This is a genomic window from Ruegeria sp. CJ9 (genome assembly GCF_056536625.1).
This window is the reverse complement of sequence record NZ_JBQFPY010000002.1, coordinates 472925-493013: the sequence shown is the minus strand read 5'-3', so window position 1 is coordinate 493013 and position 20089 is coordinate 472925. Positions and strand designations below refer to the sequence as shown.

The 20089-nt window shown below is 57.6% G+C and carries 19 protein-coding genes and 2 tRNA genes; 8 read left to right on the top strand and 13 right to left on the bottom strand.

All coding sequences use genetic code 11. The features are described from left to right. Nucleotides 1-41: 41 nt before the first annotated feature. Nucleotides 42-127: transfer RNA gene (locus ACR0AJ_RS07945), tRNA-Leu, on the bottom strand. Between the two features lie 145 nt (nucleotides 128-272). Here ACR0AJ_RS07945 and ACR0AJ_RS07940 point away from each other — a divergent pair. Then, complete coding sequence (locus ACR0AJ_RS07940) at nucleotides 273-851, top strand: YqaA family protein (RefSeq protein ID WP_170348799.1); 579 nt, start codon at nucleotides 273-275, stop codon at nucleotides 849-851. Then, complete coding sequence (locus ACR0AJ_RS07935; protein WP_170348800.1) at nucleotides 848-1312, top strand: disulfide bond formation protein B; 465 nt, start codon at nucleotides 848-850, stop codon at nucleotides 1310-1312. The genes ACR0AJ_RS07940 and ACR0AJ_RS07935 overlap by 4 nt, the downstream gene beginning before the upstream one ends. Here the strand turns inward: ACR0AJ_RS07935 and ACR0AJ_RS07930 are convergent. After that, nucleotides 1309-1896 carry an HNH endonuclease gene (locus tag ACR0AJ_RS07930; RefSeq protein WP_480661844.1) on the bottom strand — a complete coding sequence of 196 codons (588 nt, stop codon included), beginning with the start codon at nucleotides 1894-1896 and terminating at the stop codon, nucleotides 1309-1311. The genes ACR0AJ_RS07935 and ACR0AJ_RS07930 overlap by 4 nt on opposite strands. 213 nt (nucleotides 1897-2109) lie before the next feature. Here ACR0AJ_RS07930 and ACR0AJ_RS07925 point away from each other — a divergent pair, with 213 nt between their 5' ends. Both ACR0AJ_RS07925 and ACR0AJ_RS07920 read left to right on the top strand, forming a co-directional pair. After that, nucleotides 2110-2715 (top strand): pseudouridine synthase, encoded by a 606-nt coding sequence (locus tag ACR0AJ_RS07925; protein WP_480740532.1) that lies wholly within the window; start codon nucleotides 2110-2112, stop codon nucleotides 2713-2715. A 31-nt stretch (nucleotides 2716-2746) separates the two neighbouring features. Continuing rightward, nucleotides 2747-3172, top strand: a complete 426-nt coding sequence (locus ACR0AJ_RS07920) for a VOC family protein (RefSeq protein ID WP_170348803.1) — start codon at nucleotides 2747-2749, stop codon at nucleotides 3170-3172. A gap of 4 nt (nucleotides 3173-3176) precedes the next feature. Here ACR0AJ_RS07920 and ACR0AJ_RS07915 read toward each other — a convergent pair whose 3' ends face one another. The 3 genes from ACR0AJ_RS07915 to ACR0AJ_RS07905 are packed head-to-tail and all read right to left on the bottom strand — an operon-like array spanning nucleotide 3177 to nucleotide 4977. Further along, a complete protein-coding gene (locus ACR0AJ_RS07915; RefSeq protein ID WP_480740531.1) occupies nucleotides 3177-3680 on the bottom strand; it encodes an N-acetyltransferase family protein in 504 nt (167 codons plus the stop codon). Nucleotides 3681-3682: 2 nt separating this feature from the next. After that, nucleotides 3683-4348, bottom strand: coding sequence for an alpha/beta hydrolase (locus tag ACR0AJ_RS07910; RefSeq protein ID WP_170348805.1), 666 nt, complete (start codon nucleotides 4346-4348; stop codon nucleotides 3683-3685). After that, on the bottom strand, nucleotides 4345-4977 hold the full coding sequence (locus ACR0AJ_RS07905) for a DNA-3-methyladenine glycosylase family protein (RefSeq protein ID WP_170348806.1): 633 nt from the start codon (nucleotides 4975-4977) through the stop codon (nucleotides 4345-4347). The genes ACR0AJ_RS07910 and ACR0AJ_RS07905 overlap by 4 nt, the downstream gene beginning before the upstream one ends. A 98-nt stretch (nucleotides 4978-5075) precedes the next feature. On the opposite strand from ACR0AJ_RS07905, the gene ACR0AJ_RS07900 reads away from it, so the two are divergent. After that, entirely contained in the window at nucleotides 5076-6302 is a 1227-nt protein-coding gene (locus ACR0AJ_RS07900) for an MFS transporter (RefSeq protein ID WP_170348807.1), read from the top strand. Nucleotides 6303-6305: 3 nt separating this feature from the next. On the opposite strand, the gene ACR0AJ_RS07895 is transcribed toward ACR0AJ_RS07900, so the two are convergent. Genes ACR0AJ_RS07895 through cysS form a run of 3 tightly spaced genes read right to left on the bottom strand, consistent with a single transcriptional unit; the run spans nucleotide 6306 to nucleotide 10116 of the window. After that, a complete protein-coding gene (locus tag ACR0AJ_RS07895; protein ID WP_480740529.1) occupies nucleotides 6306-7088 on the bottom strand; it encodes a squalene/phytoene synthase family protein in 783 nt (260 codons plus the stop codon). Continuing rightward, nucleotides 7085-8719: a citramalate synthase gene (gene cimA / locus ACR0AJ_RS07890; protein WP_170348809.1), complete on the bottom strand. Its 1635-nt coding sequence runs from the start codon at nucleotides 8717-8719 to the stop codon at nucleotides 7085-7087. The genes ACR0AJ_RS07895 and cimA overlap by 4 nt, the downstream gene beginning before the upstream one ends. Further along, nucleotides 8719-10116 (bottom strand): cysteine--tRNA ligase, encoded by a 1398-nt coding sequence (gene cysS, locus ACR0AJ_RS07885; RefSeq protein ID WP_480740528.1) that lies wholly within the window; start codon nucleotides 10114-10116, stop codon nucleotides 8719-8721. Before cysS ends, cimA begins: the two co-directional genes overlap by 1 nt. A gap of 265 nt (nucleotides 10117-10381) precedes the next feature. Between cysS and ACR0AJ_RS07880 the strand changes: the two genes are divergently transcribed. After that, the gene (locus ACR0AJ_RS07880) at nucleotides 10382-11572 is read left to right on the top strand and encodes a pyridoxal phosphate-dependent aminotransferase (RefSeq protein ID WP_170348811.1); all 1191 of its coding nucleotides are present in this window, start codon (nucleotides 10382-10384) and stop codon (nucleotides 11570-11572) included. Between the two features lie 6 nt (nucleotides 11573-11578). Here ACR0AJ_RS07880 and ACR0AJ_RS07875 read toward each other — a convergent pair whose 3' ends face one another. Then, nucleotides 11579-12097, bottom strand: a complete 519-nt coding sequence (locus ACR0AJ_RS07875) for an outer membrane protein (RefSeq protein WP_170348812.1) — start codon at nucleotides 12095-12097, stop codon at nucleotides 11579-11581. 417 nt (nucleotides 12098-12514) lie between these two features. Here ACR0AJ_RS07875 and ACR0AJ_RS07870 point away from each other — a divergent pair, with 417 nt between their 5' ends. Continuing rightward, the gene (locus ACR0AJ_RS07870; RefSeq protein ID WP_480740525.1) at nucleotides 12515-14059 is read left to right on the top strand and encodes a trimethylamine methyltransferase family protein; all 1545 of its coding nucleotides are present in this window, start codon (nucleotides 12515-12517) and stop codon (nucleotides 14057-14059) included. A 47-nt stretch (nucleotides 14060-14106) separates the two neighbouring features. Here ACR0AJ_RS07870 and ACR0AJ_RS07865 read toward each other — a convergent pair whose 3' ends face one another. Further along, complete coding sequence (locus ACR0AJ_RS07865; protein WP_170348814.1) at nucleotides 14107-14352, bottom strand: EF-hand domain-containing protein; 246 nt, start codon at nucleotides 14350-14352, stop codon at nucleotides 14107-14109. Between the two features lie 548 nt (nucleotides 14353-14900). Beyond that, a complete protein-coding gene (locus ACR0AJ_RS07860) occupies nucleotides 14901-18521 on the bottom strand; it encodes a vitamin B12-dependent ribonucleotide reductase (RefSeq protein ID WP_170348815.1) in 3621 nt (1206 codons plus the stop codon). A 558-nt stretch (nucleotides 18522-19079) separates the two neighbouring features. Here ACR0AJ_RS07860 and ACR0AJ_RS07855 point away from each other — a divergent pair. Continuing rightward, nucleotides 19080-19487: a hypothetical protein gene (locus ACR0AJ_RS07855; protein WP_480740523.1), complete on the top strand. Its 408-nt coding sequence runs from the start codon at nucleotides 19080-19082 to the stop codon at nucleotides 19485-19487. 10 nt (nucleotides 19488-19497) lie between these two features. Here the strand turns inward: ACR0AJ_RS07855 and ACR0AJ_RS07850 are convergent. Together ACR0AJ_RS07850 and ACR0AJ_RS07845 are read right to left on the bottom strand one after the other, a co-directional pair. Then, nucleotides 19498-19574, bottom strand: a tRNA-Pro gene (locus tag ACR0AJ_RS07850). A gap of 43 nt (nucleotides 19575-19617) precedes the next feature. Beyond that, entirely contained in the window at nucleotides 19618-20085 is a 468-nt protein-coding gene (locus ACR0AJ_RS07845; RefSeq protein WP_170505766.1) for a DUF192 domain-containing protein, read from the bottom strand. Between the last annotated feature and the right edge of the window lie 4 nt (nucleotides 20086-20089).

Here is a 20089-nt window from a genome sequence, read left to right as displayed (position 1 = left end):
AAAAACAGAGAGCAGGTTTCCCTAACCCTCTGTTTTTACTTTGGTACCCAAGGCCGGACTCGAACCGGCACGGTATCACTACCGGGGGATTTTGAATCCCCTGCGTCTACCATTCCGCCACTTGGGCCACGACCATTGGATTAGCGCCCATAACCGGGAAGGTCCAGAGGCAAAAAGCAACCAAAATCCAGTTTGTATTCGCGGTGATGCTTGACGCCTTGCCGGGCGCGTGGTTTGGCTTGCGCTACGTTAGAACAGGATTTTAGCATCTTATGTTGCGATCGCTTTATGACTGGACCATTCGTCTGGCAGAACATCCGCATGCATTGTGGGCGTTGGCCTTCGTGGCTTTTATCGAAAGTTCGGTCTTTCCGATCCCACCTGATGTTTTGATGATTCCCATGATTCTGGCCCGCCCGTCGCGGGCTTGGCTGATTGCATCGGTCGCACTGGTCTTTTCGGTATTGGGGGGCTTGCTGGGCTATGCCATTGGCGCGTTCTTTTATGAAAGTCTCGGCCAACCGATTCTCGAGTCGATGGGCAAAGCCCATGCCATGGAAGAGTTCAACACCCGCTTCAACGATTTCGGCTTTTGGGCCGTGCTTGCAGCTGGGGTTACCCCCTTCCCCTACAAGGTCATTACGATCATGTCCGGTTGGACTGGGATGCCGCTGGGAACTTTCATCGCCACCTCTATCCTGGCGCGCGCCTTGCGGTTCTTCATGGTTGCCGGTCTGCTTTGGGGTTTTGGAGAACCGATCCGGGCCTTCATCGAGAAGCGGCTGGGCCTTATGTTCACGTTGTTCGTCATCCTGCTGTTCGGCGGGTTTTTCGTGGTGAAATACCTATGACTCGCAAAAACACTCTGATCCTGATCGCTACGGCAGGGTCTGCGGCACTTCTGCTTGGGGCGTGGGGGTTTCAGTACCTCGGCGGCTTGGCGCCTTGCAAAATGTGTATCTGGCAACGCTATCCGCATGGCGCCGCTGTTCTAATCGGAGCAATGGCTTTGGCCCTGCCACGGGCAACGCTGTTGCCATTGTTGGGCGCGCTTGCGGCCCTAACGACGGCTGCAATCGGCGTTTTTCACGCGGGGGTCGAGCAGAAATGGTGGGAAGGCCCGTCTAGCTGCACATCCGGTGACATAGGCGGCCTGTCGACAGAAGATCTGATGGAACAGATCATGTCCGCCCCGCTGGTGCGTTGCGATGATATCCCCTGGCAGATGTTGGGCTTGTCGATGGCAGGTTGGAACGCTGTCCTGTCCGGCGTGTTGGTGCTGGTCTGGATCGCAGCCTGGCGCGCTCGTTAAAGTTCGTCCAGTTCCGCATCCCAATAGAGAAAGTCGATCCAGCTGTCATGCAGGTGGTTCGGCGGGAACTTGCGCCCAATATTGCGCAACACCTCTGATTCCGGTTGGCGCGGAGGCTTACGCAGCGTCATCCCCGCCTGTCGCAATGACTTGGACCCTTTTTTTAGGTTGCACGGGCTGCAGGCCGCCACGACATTCTGCCAGCTTGTGACGCCCCCTGCCGCACGCGGTACCACATGGTCAAACGTCAGATCACCCCGGCTGCCACAATACTGACAGCGGAATTCGTCCCTCAAAAATAAATTAAAGCGCGTGAAGGCCACGCGCTTTCTAGGTTTTACATAATCTTTCAGGACAACGACCGAAGGTATTCGTATCTCGGTACTGGGGCTTCGGACGACTTCGTCGTATTCAGCCACTATGTCCACCCTGTCCAGCCAAGCAGCCTTGATCGCCTCTTGCCACGGCCACAGGGATAACGGGTAATAGGATAAGGGGCGATAATCGGCGTTCAAAACCAATGCCGGATGATGCCTGAGCGCACCGGGTTCCCTGACAAATTCGGTCCTGAAGTCTCCATCCATCTCAGAATCGCTCCTCGCTCTGCTCTGCCCGTTTTTGACATCAGAGCGGGGAACACCCGCCCCGGCCTTAACTTAACTATATATCGTGTTAAATCTCTGACAAGCCCTGAGTTTCCACAATATCTCGGGGATTGGTTAATCCGAATCTGTAACACCTGCGTAACAGTTATCCACAGGTTGCGCCTCACTGACCTGCGGGCTATGGCGTTTGTCATGTCCTGGTTCATTCGCTTCAACAAACCTTTCGATGTGCTGCCGCAGTTTACCGACCGGGCCAACGCAGATTCGCCCCGCCGCACTCTGTCAGACTATATCGATCTGCCAGACGTTTACCCGGCCGGGCGGTTGGATCGGGACAGCGAAGGCTTGATGCTGCTGACCGACAACGGGCGACTGCAAGCGCAAATATCGGACCCAAAACACAAGATGGCCAAAACCTATTGGGTTCAGGTCGAAGGTCTGCCGGATTACGCTGCCTTGAAAGCCCTGCGAGACGGGGTTGAACTGAAAGACGGCATGACCCGCCCTGCCAAAGCCCGGTTGATGGATGAACCGCCAGGGCTGTGGCCCCGCAATCCGCCGATCAGAGTGCGCCAGACGGTGCCCGATTGCTGGATCGAATTGACCATCCGCGAGGGCCGCAATCGGCAGGTGCGGCGGATGACAGCCGCCGTCGGTCACCCGACCCTGCGCCTGATCCGCGCCCGGATCGGCGACTGGTCGCTAGAGGGGCTTGAGCCAGGCCAATGGGACAGCCTACCGACGCCAACATTGAACTCTGCCCCGCAACGCAAACGCGACCGTCATCCACGCCGGTGACAAAAACTGCATGTTGTGATAGGCTTACAGCATGAAAGTCACACCCGACATTCCAGTACCAACCGGCATTCTTGAGGCCGCTCTCTATGTCGACGACTTGGATGCTGCCGAACGGTTTTATGGAGAGATCCTGGCGTTGGAGAAAATCCAGCGCGTGACGGATCGACACGTATTCTTCCGGATCGGCAGTTCGGTATTGTTGTTGTTTAACGCGGAAGAAACCGAGAAACCGCCGGGCAATCCCGACTTGCCCGTTCCCCCCCATGGCGCGCACGGGCCTGGCCACGTTTGTCTGATCCTGACACGCGCGGAGATCGACACGATGCGCAAACATCTGCTGGATTGGAATATCCCCTTAGATGCCGAGTTTGACTGGCCAAACGGCGCACGCTCTCTTTACGTGCGCGATCCGTCAGGCAATTCGGTTGAATTTGCCGAAGGGCATTTGTGGGGCTGACCCCTCAGAGTGCCGCGCCCGCCGATAGATCAAACCTTTTAGATATTCTATCAACCGGCGTGCCATCCTGCAGTGGCACGCCATAGGCGACCGAGTAGTCTTGAAACCCCATCTTGTCGTAGTAGCCAAGGCCCATCCCATTATCGGCGCGGATGGTTGCATTAATCGCTGTAAACCCCATTGCCACCGCGAATTTCGAAGTTTCGGCGAACAAGGCCCGGCCTGCCCCTTTCAGCGCAGGATGACGTCTGGTGAAGGTCGCGATATCGGCGCAATCCTGTGGCAACACGTCGTGCATTCCCAGCCACTGAAAGCCAGCCACCTCTCCTTGATCGTCCAAGGCGACGTGGGCGCAGATTGTGTCAGCGCCCTCCAGGTAGCTTTGAACGAACAACGCGTCAGAGAACGGAATTTCAAACGCGGTGCTGCCCCCGATTTCGATGATCTCATTGAGGATGCGGCAAGCTGTGGCCACATCCTCTGGCATCATGGGGCGGACCGCGATCATTCCTACAGGCTCAGTTTGTCGCGCATGAAGGCCAGCGCGACACTCAGGCCGTCCGGCGCAATTCCGTGGCCGGTACCCTTCATCACATGAGCGTAAACCTCTTTGAACCCGGCCTCTTGCAGCGCTTCAGCGGCGGCGGGCAAGGATTGCGGCGGCACCACATCATCGACGTCACCATGAACCAGCAGAATCGGCATCCGGCTGACCGTCTCGTCGGGCAGCAGATCGGGCTCTAGCAACCGTCCCGAAAAGGCAACGATGCCGGCAACCGGATCCTCGCGACGCGGTGCGACGTGCAGGCTCATCATCGTGCCCTGGGAAAACCCGAACAATACAACCTGTTCCGGCAAAACATCCTCGTCCACCATCAGCGCATCGAGGAAGGCGTTGAAATCCTCAACCGCCATTTCCATTCCTCGTCGGGCTTCTTCTTCGGACGACCCGTCAATCCATGGGATCGGAAACCACTGAAACCCATTTGGCATCCCGGGGATCTGCTCGGGCGCATCGGGGGCGACAAAAAGCGTGTCGGGCAAGTGTTCGCCCAAAGGATCAGCCAGACCCAGCAAGTCGGCCCCATTGGCCCCATAGCCATGCACGAACACCACGACTGAGCGCGTATCGCCCGAAACCGGCTCTTTTCGGAGCGCATTCAAAACCCGTGTCATCTGATCCCTTCTCGTTCTTTTGCCACCCGGTAATAGGCCCACAACACACGCGCCGCAACCGATCGCCAGGGCGACCAAGCTTCGGCCATTTGGCGCAGTTCTTTGTCCGTGGGACGTTTGGGCAAGTCATAGAGGATGCGCGCTGCCTCTTGCAGCGCCAGATCGCCCGGAGCGATCACATCGGCGCGCCCCAAAGAGAACATCGCGTATATTTCAGCTGTCCAGACACCGATCCCCGGCACCTCGGTCAAAGTCGCGATGACATCCGCATTAGATGCGTCGCGTAATGTCTTGTAATCAATACGCGCCTCAGCCAACGCGCGTGCGTAGCGTATCTTTTGACGGCTCAGCCCCACAGCCCGCAAATCGTCATCGGTTGCCCACATGATCTTGCGCGGTCCGGTGAGCTTGGCATCCTGCAGCCGTTTCCAGATCGCATTGGCCGAGGCCACGCTGACTTGCTGGCTGACAATAGCGCTGAGAAGTTGGGCAAACCCATCCGGACGGCGACGCAGGGGCAAAGGCCCAGTCTGATCCATCGCCCAGGCCATCCGCGGGCATTCCGCGGCCAGCCATTCGGCGCCCTCTGCGACACAGTCAGGTGATTCAATGATGCGTCCGACAGACATGGGCCCTCCGGGAAAATGATATCGCGCTCACGGTAGGTTGCTTTGTCGCAGATGCAACCCGCTTGTACGACAGGCTTTTCAAAGATACGCATTGGCGCATGACACTAACGACGACAACCCTCGACACCAGTCGCGCCAAGCGCAATGTCGCCGTTTTGGTGGCGGCACAAGCTGTACTGGGCGCACAGATGCCGATGCTCTTTATCGTGGGCGGGTTAGCTGGGGATTCACTGGCTACAAACGCGTGTCTGGCCACCCTGCCGATTTCGCTCATCGTGCTGGGGTCAATGCTGGCTGCCACGCCGATCTCGGCGATCATGCAGCGCTGGGGACGGCGCGCCGGGTTTCTGGTTGGTGCTACTGCGGGGGCTTGCGGCGGGGCGGTCGGCGCGTACGGGTTGTTTCTGGGCTCGTTCCCGGTCTTCCTGCTGGGAAGCCTGCTGACCGGCATTTACATGAGCGCGCATGGATTTTACCGCTTTGCAGCTGCTGATACGGCGTCTGACGTGTTTCGGCCCAAAGCGATTTCATATGTCATGGCAGGCGGTCTTGCAGCGGCGATCATCGGTCCGCAGATCGTCAAACTGACCTCGACCGCATATGTGATTCCGTTTTTTGGCACCTATCTGGCTGTCATCGCGATGAATGTCTTTGGGTCAGTGCTGTTTTTCTTCCTCGATATCCCGACGCCCGAAAAGCCAAAGGAAGACGCGCCCAAAGGACGATCCCGGCTTGAAATGCTTAGAACCCCACGCATCGCCGTGGCGATCATTTGTGCGATGGTTTCCTACGCTTTGATGAATCTTGTCATGACCTCGACCCCGCTTGCGGTTGTGGGGTGCGGTTACAGCGCCAACGATGCCGCTGATGTCGTCACTAGCCATGTTCTGGCGATGTATGTGCCCAGCTTTTTCACGGGCCAGTTGATCGCGCGGTTCGGAGTCGAAAAAATTGTAGCCCTCGGTCTCGCCATTCTGGCCGGCGCGGGTGTGGTTGCTTTGCAAGGCGTCGAGTTGGGCAATTTCTTTATCGCGCTGATCCTGCTGGGCATTGGCTGGAACTTTGGCTTTATCGGCGCCACGACGATGCTGGCCGCGTCGCACGACGTGAACGAACGTGGGCGGATGCAGGGGCTGAACGACCTGCTGGTGTTTGGCGGCGTGACACTTGCGTCGCTCGCTTCGGGTGGGTTGATGAACTGCTCGGGTGGGTCACCAGTCGAAGGCTGGACCGCCGTGAACCTGGCCATGATCCCACTGTTGACACTGGCAGGTGGTGCGCTGCTGTGGTTGGTTCTGAAACCCTCTGAGCCGGAAACGGTCTGACGCCTACCAGCGCCCGCTGGCAACGGACCACATTAAGGACGCTCTGCGGCGAATTTCACCCTGTGCGAGGTCCCCGACGGCGACGCGCTCTGGGCGAGTCACGACTCGCCGCAAAACCCATTCTGCCTGCCATCCCGCAAAAAGCGCGGGGCGGGCATCTGCTGAAATACCTGCACTGTTTGACCGTGCGCGCTGAAGTTTGTCCAAGGCCTTTTGCGCCAGTGACCGAACACCATCAGGCGTGCCGTCAAGCAAAGGAATACGACCACGCGCCTCAAGATCGGGGATCGCCCGAAACCAGTTCGCCACCCCTACGCCATAGCCGAAATCGCGCAGCACAGCTTCGTCCGCTTCACCCAGAACCTGCGCGGCTGCGACCATCAAGGATCCGGCGCTATGGTTGATATAGGTGTCGAAATGCGCTTCGTCCTCAAACGGATCACGGTAAATGTCCCAACGCCTTACGGCCACATACTCATCCAACGTAGCCGCCAGATCGGGCGACAGGACCTTCGACAGAGGCGTCACAACCTCATGCCGGCGCACCGCCTTACCTTCGGCAATCTCTTGCAGCGCATCGCGCCACCATTGCAGGCGCATTTCAGCGATCATTGTCTCTTGCGTGACCCAAGGGGCCCGAGCAACCTCGACATTCAGCGCATAGAGCGGGAACAGTTTAGGCCGTACCGCAACGGGTGCCGCCATGACCGCAATGAACCGGTCAGGATCAGCGCGATGCACCAATGCTGCGCAGGCCTTAACGTCATCATCAAAATCTACGCTCACTCGGCCACCGCCGTCTGTGACCCGCAATCGCGCACCAGTTTCCACTGTATCGCGTCCAACAGCGCCTCGAACGAGGCATCGACTATGTTCGCGCTTACGCCCACGGTCGACCAACGCCGCCCCTGCCCGTCTTCGCTGTCGATTATCACGCGGGTCACCGCCTCGGTGCCGCCCTGCGTGATGCGTACCTTGAAGTCGACCAGACGCATGTCGGACAAAATCTGCGAATACTGCCCCAGATCCTTGGCCAGCGCTTTGGCCAGCGCGTTCACCGGCCCCCGGTCACTGCCGTCCTCGTCCAAAGACTCGCTAACCGACAGTTTCTTTTCCCCGTCGACTTTCACAACAACGACGGCTTCGGATAGGCTGACCATCTTGTTGTACTTGTTCTTGCGCCGCTCAACGGTCACCTTATAGCGCTTGACCTCAAAGAACTCGGGCAGCTGCCCCAACTCATCACGTGCCAGCAGCTCAAAACTGGCCTGCGCAGTGTCATAGGAATACCCCTCGGCCTCGCGCTGCTTGATCCGGTCCAGAATGCACCCCAGCGCCGGGTTGTCCATTTCGACGGACAGACCGGCCTCGGTCAGGCGTTTGCGCAGGTTCGACTGCCCCGCCTGGTTCGACATCGGAATGATCCGCGCATTCCCGACAGAGGCCGGATCGACATGTTCATAAGTCGATGGGTCCTTGAGGATCGCGCTGGCATGCAGCCCTGCCTTATGCGCAAAGGCCGAGGCGCCGACATAGGCCGATTGCTTGCTGGGCACCCGGTTCAGGATATCGTCCAGCATCCGACTGACCCGCGTCAAACCGGCCAAGGCCTGCCCGCTGACACCGATATCGAAACCCGACGCATAGGGCTCCTTCAACAGCAAAGTCGGGATCAGAGCGGTCAGATTCGCATTACCGCATCGCTCACCCAACCCGTTCAGCGTGCCTTGTATCTGCCGCGCGCCCGCATCGACAGCGGCCAGAGAGCAAGCCACCGCGTTTTCGGTATCGTTGTGGGTGTGAATGCCCAAGCGGTCACCGGGCAATCCGGCGGCAATCACTTCGGTCACGATCCGCGTCACCTCGGCGGGCAGTGCGCCGCCATTGGTGTCGCACAGCACAACCCAGCGCGCACCGGCGTCCAAGGCCGCCTGACACACCTGAACCGCATAGCCGGGGTTGTCCTTGTACCCGTCAAAGAAATGCTCGGCGTCAAACAGAGCCTCACGACCCTGTGCCACAATATGCGCGACGGAGGCGCGGACGTTCTCGACATTTTCTTCCAGCGAAATTCCCAGCGCGTGGGTCACGTGGTAATCATGCGACTTGCCCACCAGACACACCGCCTGCGTGTTTGCATTCATCACCGCGGCCAGAACATCGTCATTTTCAGCAGACCGGCCCGACCGCTTAGTCATGCCAAATGCGGTCAAACGGGCCGAAGTCTTGGGCGCAACATCGAAAAACGCGCTGTCAGTCGGGTTCGCGCCCGGCCAACCGCCTTCGATATAGTCGACACCCAGCGCGTCCAACGCCTGTGCGATCTGCACCTTCTCAGAGGTCGAAAACTGCACGCCCTGCGTCTGTTGCCCGTCTCGCAGGGTGGTGTCGTAGAGGTAGAGGCGGTCTTTGGTCATCACACCCCCTCCAGCTTGGCAGCGTCGAACCCAGCACCGGGCACCAGTTCGACACCATCCTTGCTCATACGAACCTCAAGCCCAGCAGCCAGATAAGCGGCTTTGAGACGGTCCACTTCCGAGAAATCCTTGCTTTGCATCGCAATGACCCGCGCATCTGCCAACCGGTCCGCATGTGCCGACAAATCCGTCGATGTGGTATCCGCCCACGCCCCCATCACGGGGGTCAAGAGACCAAGCAATTGTGCGCTGGCCAACAAACCAACGGCATCTCCATCCGCAGCCAGACGGTGGAGTTCAGCCAAAGCACCCGCAGTGTTCAGGTCGTCACTAAGCGCTGCGATAACTGCAGGTGCCGCGCTGGCGGCGGGCTCGATGCCCGACGTCAGCGCCCGCCACTTGCGCAGCGTCGCCTCGGCTTCACGTGCCTTCTTCTCAGTCCAATCCATCGGCTTACGATAGTGGGTTTGCAGGAAGACAAAGCGGATCACCTCACCCGGGACGCCCTGCTCCAGCAGATCATGGACGGTGAAGAAATTGCCCAGAGATTTGGACATCTTCTTGCCTTCCACCTGCAGCATCTCATTGTGCAGCCAGACCTTTGCGAACTCACCATGCGGATGGGCGCACTTGCTCTGCGCGATCTCATTCTCATGATGCGGGAACATCAAGTCATTGCCACCGCCGTGGATGTCAAAACTCTCGCCCAACAGCTCATAGCTCATGGCCGAGCATTCTATGTGCCAGCCCGGACGCCCTCGGCCCCAAGGGGAGTCCCACCCCGGCAATTCATCGGTCGAGGGCTTCCACAGCACGAAATCCATCGGGTTTTTCTTGTAAGGCGCAACCTCAACCCGAGCGCCCGCGATCATGTCGTCGACGGACCGGCCCGACAATTCGCCGTAATGTTCTTTCCAACTGTCCACGGCAAACAGAACGTGCCCCTCTGCCGCGTATGCGTGGCCTTTAGCGATCAGATCCTCGATCATCGCGATCATCTGCGCAATGTATTGCGTAGCGCGCGGCATCTCATTGGGTTCTAGCGCCCCAAGCGCGCCCATGTCGTGCAGATACCAACCGATGGTCTCATTCGAGCGCTCCTGAACCAGCTGCTCCAACGTGCCTTCAGCCCCCGCCTGTTGCCGTGCCAGCGCAGTCGCGTTGATCTTGTCATCCACGTCCGTGAAATTGCGCACATAAGTCACGTGATCCGCACCATAGGTGTGTCGCAACAATCGGTAGAGCACATCGAACACCACTACAGGCCGTGCGTTGCCCAGATGGGCGCGGTCGTAAACGGTGGGCCCACAGACATACATCCGCACATTGTCGGCACTGATCGGCACGAAATCCTCTTTCGTCCGCGTCCGGGTGTTGTGCAGTTTGATCGTCGTCATCGGTCGGCTCCTAAAGACAGCATGGCTGGTCGCGTTAACGCGGGCTTAGCAACTTGTCTCAGGGATGAAAACGAAAGAAACCGGCCCGCTTGAAGTATCAGCAGGTAATGCAGCAAATAATGATGCAGGTCATCGGGTTCATATTGTCCCAGTATCACGGCGACCGCCTTTCGCCAAGCCTTGAGTTCCAACCATCTGTTTCGCCGATTGACATTCTGCAACGGCTCTGGCCCTTTCGGCGCAGAACACCAGACGGAGGCGGGTCATGAAATTGTCGCAGCGTATTACTCATCTGACCGGCGGCGGCAGTGACGGTTGGGACGTGTTCTATCGTGCCCGTCGAATGGTCAGCGACGGCTATGCTGTAGTCGAACTGACCATTGGTGAACATGACATCCGAACCGACCCATCGATTCTGGAAGCCATGGACCATTCGGCGCGGCAAGGCCACACCGGATACGCGATGGTGCCAGGCACGGATTTGCTGCGCGATACCGTGGCCGCCCGGCTGCAGGCGCGTACCGGAGTTCCCACGACCAGAAACAATGTTTTGATCACGCCTGGTGGGCAATCCGCCTTGTTCGCTGCCCATGTTGCGGTCTGCGATCCAGGCGATGTTGGTCTGTATCTGGATCCATATTATGCCACCTATCCCGGTACGATCCGCGGTGTCGGAGCGGAAGCGCGGGCGATTCAGACAACCGCCGAAGACGCATTTCAACCGCGTGCCGAGCAGATTGACGCGGTCGCGGATGGCGCTGTGTCCCTGCTGATCAACACACCAAACAACCCCACCGGGGTCGTCTATTCCCGTCAAACGCTTGAAGGGATCGCCAAGGTCTGTCGCAAGCGGGATCTTTGGCTGATTTCGGATGAGGTTTATGACACACAGGTTTGGGAAGGCTCACATATTTCGCCGCGCACTCTGCCGGGTATGACCGAACGTACGCTGGTGGTTGGGTCGATGTCCAAGTCGCACGCCATGACGGGTTCGCGTTGTGGATGGATTGTTGGGCCAGAGGATGTAATCGCGCATCTGATCAACCTCGCTACGCATACGACCTATGGGGTTCCCGGGTTTATTCAGGACGCTGCTAGTTTCGCCCTGAACGCAGGTAACGTGCTGGAAGATCAAATCGCTGCGCCGTTCCGCAGGCGGCGCGCACTCGCCGTGGGTATTCTGAGCACTCAGAACACTGTCGGGTTGGTTCCAGCGCAGGGGGCCATGTACCTGATGCTGGATATCCGCGCCACGGGTCTCAGCGGAGAAGCATTCGCCAACGCGCTGCTGGATACGCACGCCATTGCCGTGATGCCGGGTGAGAGTTTTGGGTCCGCCGCCGCCGGCCATATCCGTGTGGCCATGACCATTGATGACGAACGGTTCGGGTCCGCTTTGTCAAGGATTTGCGAATTTGCAACGGAAATAGCCGGTCGTCACGCCGCGGCCAGTTAACGGGTGTCAGAACCGGAATGAGGTTCGCAGGTTAAAGACATTCGAATCCAGGGCGCCATCTGATCGGGTGACATCGTCGAACTCCTGCCGCAACGCTTCGCCGCTGATGACAAAGCGGTCGCCGATGGGATAGGCCACGCCAATTCCATACACAGCAGCGGTATCGTTATCGACTGAGCTATCGACCCGCGACGCACCGATCACAACATAGCCCAAAGCCGGGCCAAAATCATAGCCGCCGCGCAGCTTCAGGCGGGTCATGCTGTCCAGGGAACCCTCGCCCTGCCCCAAGTCCAAAGACAGGCTATTGTATTCAAGCTCGCCGCCCAAAACAAAATTCCCGAAGTCGCGGTCATAGCCAATATGTGGCGCGAAGGTCAGATCATCGCCGCTGGAGCCATTCGGGCCTTCGGCATCTGCATATCCAAAGCTAAAACCTGCATAAGCCCCGGTCCAATCCTCAGCCAATACCGGGGTCGCGAGGGACACCAATGTTGTGAGACTGAGGGCCTTAAGGGCTTTCATTAATCTCTCCTAAAAACCTTTCGCCGCAGAGACGTTCGGTTAAGTCATGTTAACTCAAAAACTTGGTACATGATCATTAAATTTCAATTGAGATCACGAACCACTCTTAAATAAGTGAAGGAACTATAACAGATTTTCAGGTGCCAAAGAAAAAAACTTGAGCAGACAAAAGAAGAGTGTGACATCTTCATGAATACTTCGCTTTTAGGCGCTCAGGTCGCAAACAGAACAGATTGTGATCAGGTACATCGGGAAACTTCAGGTCAATAGGTGAGGACCTGCATGCAAAACGACGTTTGGAAGATTCGACTGGTCAGCCGCACCATTGGTGCGGATCGTGGTCGTGCGGCACGTGGGCGGCCGTCAGAGGCTTAGATCAACCCTTCTGACAGCCAATTACCCATCGGAATCCGAACCATGAACGATCAAACCCGCACCTCATCCCGCACCGGCGGTCGCGCCGCGCGTCGTGCTGCCCGTGCAACTGCCCTGCCCGAACATTTGCGCCCTGTCCGTGCAGGTATGGAAGGCGGCACTCTCAATGTGCTGACCCAAGCCCAAATCGAGCGCATACACGAAGCCGCCTTGACCGCATTGGAAACCATTGGTCTGGCGGATGCCCCGCCAAGCGGCATCGACTACCTGGTCGGCGCCGGGTGCATCCTGGGTGACGATGGCCGCATCCGGTTCCCGCGCGCGTTGGTGGAAGACACGATTGCCAAGGCCAACCGCTCGGTTACCCTGTACAGCCGCGATGGAAAGACCGACCTAGAGTTGTCGGGCACTAAGGTTCACTACGGCACCGCCGGTGCTGCCGTCAGCATGGTGGATGTACACGGGCGGGAATACCGCGACTCGACCGTTCAGGACCTGCACGATGCTGCGCGCATTTGCGAACAGCTAGAAAACATCCATTTTGTTCAGCGCCCCATGGTTTGCCGCGACATCTCGGACAATCTGGAAATGGACCTGAACACAATCTACGCCGCCTGTTCAGGCAGCTTCAAACATATCGGTACGTCCTTTACCGAACCCAGCCACGTTGCCCCTGCGGTGGAAATGCTCCACATGATCGCCGGCGGCGAGGACAAGTTTCGTGAGCGGCCCTTCGTGTCGAATTCGAACTGTTTTGTCGTGCCCCCGATGAAATTCGCGACCGAAAGTTGCGAAGTGATGGAAGAGTGCATCAAGGCCGGGATGCCGGTTCTGCTGTTGTCTGCCGGCATGGCAGGCGCGACCGCGCCTTCAACCATCGCCGGAGCAATCACGCAGGCCACTGCGGAATGTCTGGCCGGACTGGTTTACGTAAATGCCGTAAGCCCCGGCGCACCGGCAGTTTTTGGCACCTGGCCATTTGGTTTGGACCTGCGCACAGGTGCGATGTCCATCGGTTCGGGCGAACAGGCCCTGCTGACGGCCGGCTGCGCGCAAATGCATCGGTTTTATGACCTGCCGGGTGGTGCTGCGGCTGGAGCATCGGACTCGAAGCTGCCCGATATGCAGGCCGGGTGGGAGCAGATGTGTTCCAACGTCATGGCGGGCCTGTCAGGTTTGAACATGGTATACGAAGCGGCGGGCATGCATGCCTCGTTGCTGGGCTTTTGCCATGAGAGCCTGATCCTCAGTGACGACCTGATCGGTCAGGCACTGCGCTGTGTGCGTGGGATCGAAGTGACTGACGAAACCTTGGCCTTGGACCAAATCGCCGAGGTCTGCATTGGCGGGCCGGGTCACTATCTGGGCACCGATGCCACGCTCAGCCGGATGCAGGCGGACTATGTCTATCCCGTTTTCGGCGACCGCACCTCACCCAAGGAATGGGCCGAGCTTGGCAAACCCGATCTGATCGAAAAGGCGATCAAGCGGAAGGAAGAGATCTTGTCGATGCCGTCACCGGCGCGCTTTGATCCACTTCTGGATGCTGAACTTCGGACCAGATTCAATATTCACCTCTCCCAATAAGATATTGAAAAGCGGCCAGAAATCCTCTGGCCGCTTTCTTTAATGTGTTAGCCGTCGGTTGGCGGCAGCAATCCTGCTTCCTGTGCCACGGCAATCTCGGCCTCATCCAGCGCGCCGTCGCCGTTGGCATCCATTGCCGAGAAACCATCCGTGTCCACTTCAGGCAGAACCGCCTGCACTTCTTCGATGGTCAAAACGCCGTCTCCATTTGTATCTGCCGAGGATTGTGCGACGGCCAGCGTCGGCAGTCCAAAGGCAAGGGCGGAAATAGCGGCCAGAGTTTGTGGTTTCATTGTGATGCCTCCTGATTGAGTTTTTTGCATGTTTGCGTCCGGACAAGCCCTACAAACACCGCACGCCGGGCTGCTGTCACCCGCATTGCGGGACTAAGCCACTTTCGCGCCAATCTTTGCGTGTTTTTCCGAGTCGCGTCTGCGGCGAGCCGCTGGGCAAAATTCCCCCATCACGTCTCGGCGGGTCTTGCCCGATGAGGAATGCACAATCTGGCAGAACCCTGCCTAATTTCCCATTCACGGTTGAAAAAAGAAAGGGGGCCGAAGCCCCCTGTCAGTTTCGCCTTCCAGGCTCATTTCGTTGACCGCCCGGTGTTTTTTTGCCTGCGGCCTGGACTGCGCATGGGACGAGCGCACCCGCCCCGTGAAAGAGTGGGAAAGAGCAAATATTCCGCCCCACCCTGTTCCCGGCCGACACGGGCATGTCGACCGAGTGGAGCAAGACGCCTAGTGGTAAGTCTCAGGCTATGCCTTGCCCCGTATTCGTCGGGACCGAATATCCGAGGGGAAATTCAGGTCCCTACACCCCGCGTGGCGGGGCGTTTGCCTTAGCTACACCCGCTGGTCCCGCCGCAGGTGTTGCATTTCATGCAGGTGCCGTTGCGCACCAGCGTATAGTTTCCACATTCGCCGCACGGGTCTCCTTCGTAGCCCTGCATCTTGGCTTTGGTGCGAGCATCCATGCCTGTGGCAACCGCTGTTTCCGCGACCGGAGCCTCGAACGATGCGGCGGTTTCCGCCATGCCGTTCACCTCGGCCTGACCGCCGTTAAAGACGACAAGATCCTGCGGCAGACGCTTGCGCAGATACCCGGTTGAGCTGATTTGTTTCAGCACTTCCAGCGACTTAGTCGCTGCACTTTCACTGATTTCAGAGACGTTTGAGACACCCTCTTCCTCGCCCCGGCCCAGATCATCGAAGGTTGCACCTTCGGGCTTCACGTGGGCCAGATCGGTTCGGTCCAGATAAGACACGGCCAGTTCGCGGAAGATGTAATCCAGGATCGAGGTCGCATTCTTGATCGAGTCGTTGCCCTGTACCATCCCCGCCGGTTCGAACTTGGTGAAGGTAAACGCATCGACGAACTCTTCCAGCGGTACGCCATATTGCAAGCCAACCGAGACAGCGATGGCAAAGTTGTTCATCATCGCCCGGAAGCCAGCGCCTTCCTTGTGCATATCGATGAAGATCTCGCCCAACTTGCCGTCTTCGAACTCACCGGTTCGCAGATAGACCTTGTGGCCGCCCACGATCGCTTTCTGGGTATAGCCCTTGCGGCGATGTGGCAGTTTCTCGCGGTGGCTGCGGATGATTTCCTTGACCACAACCTTCTCGATCACTTTTTCGGCCAGAACGACGGCTTTCTCCTGCGCCGATCCGCTTTCAAGCACTTCAGCGGCTTCATCGTCATCCTCGACGAGCGCCGCCGCCAGAGGCTGCGACAGTTTCGAACCATCACGATACAGCGCGTTCGCCTTCACACCCAGCGACCATGACAGTTCGTATGCCTTCTGGCAGTCCTCGATGGTCGCGTCATTTGGCATGTTGATCGTCTTCGAGATCGCACCCGAGATAAAGCTCTGCGCCGCCGCCATCATGGTGATGTGGCTATCAACCCCAAGGAAACGCTTGCCTTTCTTGCCGCACGGGTTGGCGCAGTCAAAGATCGAATAGTGTTCTTCCTTCAGATGCGGCGCGCCTTCCAGCGTCATGGTTCCGCAGACATGATCGTTCGCCGCGTCGATATCCGCCTTGGTAAAGCCCAGATGGCGCAGCAGGTCGAAAGTCGGGTCATTCAGCTTGGTCGCCGGGATGCCCAGAACTCCGGTGCAGAAATCCTCGCCCAGTGTCCACTGATTGAACACGAACCGGATATCAAAGGCGCTTTCCAGCGCGGCGTCCACCTTGGCCAGCTCATTTGGGCCAAAACCGTGACCGGTCAGCGAGGTGTGGTTAATCCCCGGCGCGTTGCCGATAGTGCCGTGACCAACCGCATAACCGACGATTTCTTCGATCTGCGACGAGGAATAGCCCAGCTTTTCCAGAGCGGAAGGCACCGAACGGTTGATGATCTTGAAGTAACCGCCACCGGCCAGCTTCTTGAACTTTACCAGCGCAAAGTCAGGCTCGATCCCAGTGGTGTCGCAATCCATCACCAGACCGATGGTGCCGGTGGGCGCAATCACGGTGGCCTGCGCGTTCCGGTAGCCGTTCTTCTCACCGAGGCTCAGCGCCTCATCCCAAGCGGACATGGCCAGATCGATCAGACGCTTGTCCGGGCAGTTACCATGGTCCAGTGGCACCGGCTTTACGGCCAGTTTTTCATAACCATCGGTCACGCCTTGCGATGCACGACGGTGGTTGCGGATGACGCGCAGCATGTGTTCAGCGTTGCGCTCATACCCCTTGAAAGGTCCAAGCTCGCCTGCAATCTCGGCCGAGGTCGCATAGGCGACACCGGTCATGATCGCGGTCAGCGCGCCACAGATCGAGCGCCCCTCATCCGAGTCGTAACTGTAGCCCATATTCATCAGCAGGCCGCCGATATTGGCATATCCCAGACCCAAGGTACGGAAGTCATAGGACAATTGCGCGATTTCCTTCGACGGGAACTGCGCCATAGTCACCGAGATTTCCAGCGTCAGTGTCCACAGACGCGAAGCGTGCATATAGTCCGCCGCCTGGAATTCACCATCCTTGAGGAAGGTCAGCAGGTTCATCGACGCCAGGTTACAAGCCGTGTCATCGAGGAACATGTATTCCGAGCAAGGGTTCGAGCCGCGAATCTCTCCGTCCGCCGGGCATGTATGCCATTCGTTAACTGTGTCATGGAACTGAATGCCGGGATCGGCGCAAGCCCATGCGGCGTGGCCAACCTTTTCCCACAGATCCCGCGCCTTGACGGTCTTCGAGACTTTGCCATCGGTGCGGTTGATCAATTCCCAATCCGCGTCTTTCTCGACGGCGGTCAGGAATGCGTTGGTCACACGGATCGAGTTGTTCGAGTTTTGGCCCGACACCGAGCTATAGGCTTCCGAATCCCAATCCGTATCATAGGTTGGGAACTCAATACTGTCATGGCCCTGCTTGGCGTAATCCAGAACGCGCTTGATGTAAGTTTCTGGGATCGCAACCTTTTTGGCTTCGCGAACCGCTTTCTTCAGGCTGTCATTCTTGTTGGGATCATACGCGTCGTCCTGAGCGCCGTCCCAGCTGCGGATGGCCTCGAAAATGCCGTTCAGCATCTTCTCGTGCATCTTCGATCCGGCAACGATCGAGGCCACCTTCTGCTCTTCGATCACCTTCCATTCGATGAATTTTTCGATGTCAGGGTGATCAGCATCGACGATTACCATCTTTGCTGCTCGACGGGTTGTTCCGCCTGATTTGATCGCGCCAGCGGCGCGGTCGCCGATCTTGAGAAAGCCCATGAGGCCCGAGGATTTGCCGCCACCCGACAGCGCCTCGCCTTCTGCACGCAGATGGCTGAAGTTGGTCCCGGTACCCGAGCCGTATTTGAACAGGCGCGCCTCGCGCACCCAAAGATCCATGATGCCGCCTTCGTTCACCAAATCATCATCGACGGACTGGATGAAGCACGCGTGCGGCTGCGGATGCTCGTATGCGGATTTCGATTTGGTCAGCTTGCCGGTCTTGTAATCGACATAGTGGTGACCCTGCGCGGGGCCATCGATTCCGTAGGCCCAGTGCAGACCTGTGTTGAACCACTGCGGGCTGTTCGGCGCGGCGCGCTGAGTCGCCAGCATATAACGCATCTCGTCAAAGTAAGCGCGCGCATCCTCCTCGGTCGAGAAATAGCCGCCCTTCCAACCCCAATACGCCCAAGCGCCCGCCAAGCGGTCGAACACCTGCTTGGACGAGGTTTCGCCACCGAATTCAGCACCTTCTGCAGGAACTGAGCGCCACAGAAATTCGGGAACGTCCTTTTCCTTGACCTTTTTCAGAGCCGACGGAACGCCAGCCTTACGAAAGTACTTCTGAGCGATGACATCACTGGCGACCTGGCTCCACTTTGCGGGGATCTCGATTTCATCCAGTCGGAAAACAATGGTGCCGTCCGGGTTCCGTATCTCAGATGTCGCAGAGACAAAATCCAGTTCTGCGTATGCATCTTGCCCCGATTTGGTGAATTTCCTGTCAATCTTCATGTCCGCAGCCCTAGATTCAATCAACTTGTCCGTTCGCGTCAGATGCATTTCAGCGATCCGCACGCCATGCCTGAAAATTGGGCGCAAATGACCGGTCGCTGTCTTTAACAGCGCGAAACCGCTTATACGGTTGCACGTTTAATAGATGTGCTTTCCGACCCTCGCCCTATGCCTTACCCTGGTTATGCTACCAGATTTAGTGGCATGTCTTTCGGCCCATACAACTTGGCGTATTCGGCCATAGATCGTCAACGCCATTTTCATTCATTTTTGAAATCTTTTCTGTTGACCAAACGGTTCCAAAGGGTCCGCGGGTGGTGGATTCCGATTCCTCCACAGGTTCATCCACGGGATAAAGCACTGCACTTGAAAATTGCGCAGCAGAATTAACTGTTTTTTTCAGCAGAGTTATCGGCATTTGATAATCCCGTTGTAAGGTGGATAGGCTGAATGAGAATCACAACACCACCGGTCGCGCGGTCAGACAGGAGGCATAACGTGCAGAATAGAAAGTCGAGAGTGTCAAAGGGGATGACCGCGTTTCGATTTCTGCCCGCAATGGCCCTTATCGTGGCCTGCGCACCACAAGATATGCCCCCTCCGACCCGTAGCGCGCAGTTTGAAACATATCCCGAACGGCTGTTTGACACCTTTGAGACTCAATGCGCTGGGCCAGGAGAAAAGTTCGAGAAAGTGGGGAATCGGGTTTTTGAGTGCCAGGAGTTTCTTCCCCCGGACACCACCGCGTTTCTGATTCTCAATTATGATGGCTACCCGCAAGACCTGCCCAAAAGCGTCATGCGCATGACGTCGACCAAGAACACTACCGGTTATCGCGTGGACGCCGAATTGTACTTTAATGTGCCGCAAAAACAGGGCCCGGCCGTCAAGGTTCCCGTAGAGAGCAAAGCACTGGATCAAGCGTTGGGCGCGCTGTTCCAGAAGATGGGTGGTTCACCAACATAAGAGGAAGAAGTGGTCGGGGCGGCAGGATTCGAACCTACGACCCCCTGTACCCAAAACAGGTGCGCTACCAGACTGCGCCACGCCCCGGACCGTGCGCCTTCCTAACGTTGCCATTCTGATTTGAAAAGCCCTAACAGGGCCAAATTGCAGGACCTTGCGAAAAAATTTCGTGCTGCATCTGTGTTCCTGGGGTGATCAGGTAACGCGCCGCCAATCCAGCGTTGATTTCCAGGACTGCATACACCGAATCTCCGCCTTCGATCAGTGATTCATCCCCGGGAATCGCGTTGTCATGCACATGAACAACAGCGCCTGTACGATCCAGAAAAATGATGTCCAAGGGAATCAGCGTGTTTCTCATCCAAAAGGCGACTGGCTGCGGCGGATCGAACACGAACAGCATTCCAGACCGCTGCGGCAGCGACTCGCGAAACATCAATCCACGCGCCCTATCCTGTGGACTGATTGCAAGCTCGACGTTGAAACTGACTTGAGTTTTGTCGTTCCGCAGCCCGACACGATCCACCTGGCACGCAGCCAGCACGTTACCGGCCCACAGCATTGTCACACTTGCAAGAACCGTTAACAGTCTGATCATCTGG

Bases quoted from the DNA above. Each gene is read 5' to 3' on its own strand.
- cysS (WP_480740528.1), bottom strand. From the start codon at position 10,116: ATGACGACGATCAAACTGCACAACACCCGGACGCGGACGAAAGAGGAT.
- ACR0AJ_RS07905 (WP_170348806.1), bottom strand. From the start codon at position 4,977: ATGTCTGTCGGACGCATCATTGAATCACCTGACTGTGTCGCAGAGGGC.
- ACR0AJ_RS07925 (WP_480740532.1), top strand. From the start codon at position 2,110: ATGTCCTGGTTCATTCGCTTCAACAAACCTTTCGATGTGCTGCCGCAG.
- ACR0AJ_RS07915 (WP_480740531.1), bottom strand. From the start codon at position 3,680: ATGATCGCGGTCCGCCCCATGATGCCAGAGGATGTGGCCACAGCTTGC.
- ACR0AJ_RS07920 (WP_170348803.1), top strand. From the start codon at position 2,747: ATGAAAGTCACACCCGACATTCCAGTACCAACCGGCATTCTTGAGGCC.
- ACR0AJ_RS07855 (WP_480740523.1), top strand. From the start codon at position 19,080: ATGGCCCTTATCGTGGCCTGCGCACCACAAGATATGCCCCCTCCGACC.
- ACR0AJ_RS07910 (WP_170348805.1), bottom strand. From the start codon at position 4,348: ATGACACGGGTTTTGAATGCGCTCCGAAAAGAGCCGGTTTCGGGCGAT.
- cimA (WP_170348809.1), bottom strand. From the start codon at position 8,719: ATGACCAAAGACCGCCTCTACCTCTACGACACCACCCTGCGAGACGGG.
- ACR0AJ_RS07930 (WP_480661844.1), bottom strand. From the start codon at position 1,896: ATGGATGGAGACTTCAGGACCGAATTTGTCAGGGAACCCGGTGCGCTC.
- ACR0AJ_RS07875 (WP_170348812.1), bottom strand. From the start codon at position 12,097: ATGAAAGCCCTTAAGGCCCTCAGTCTCACAACATTGGTGTCCCTCGCG.
- ACR0AJ_RS07900 (WP_170348807.1), top strand. From the start codon at position 5,076: ATGACACTAACGACGACAACCCTCGACACCAGTCGCGCCAAGCGCAAT.
- ACR0AJ_RS07880 (WP_170348811.1), top strand. From the start codon at position 10,382: ATGAAATTGTCGCAGCGTATTACTCATCTGACCGGCGGCGGCAGTGAC.
- ACR0AJ_RS07860 (WP_170348815.1), bottom strand. From the start codon at position 18,521: ATGAAGATTGACAGGAAATTCACCAAATCGGGGCAAGATGCATACGCA.
- ACR0AJ_RS07870 (WP_480740525.1), top strand. From the start codon at position 12,515: ATGAACGATCAAACCCGCACCTCATCCCGCACCGGCGGTCGCGCCGCG.
- ACR0AJ_RS07935 (WP_170348800.1), top strand. From the start codon at position 848: ATGACTCGCAAAAACACTCTGATCCTGATCGCTACGGCAGGGTCTGCG.
- ACR0AJ_RS07865 (WP_170348814.1), bottom strand. From the start codon at position 14,352: ATGAAACCACAAACTCTGGCCGCTATTTCCGCCCTTGCCTTTGGACTG.
- ACR0AJ_RS07845 (WP_170505766.1), bottom strand. From the start codon at position 20,085: ATGATCAGACTGTTAACGGTTCTTGCAAGTGTGACAATGCTGTGGGCC.
- ACR0AJ_RS07940 (WP_170348799.1), top strand. From the start codon at position 273: ATGTTGCGATCGCTTTATGACTGGACCATTCGTCTGGCAGAACATCCG.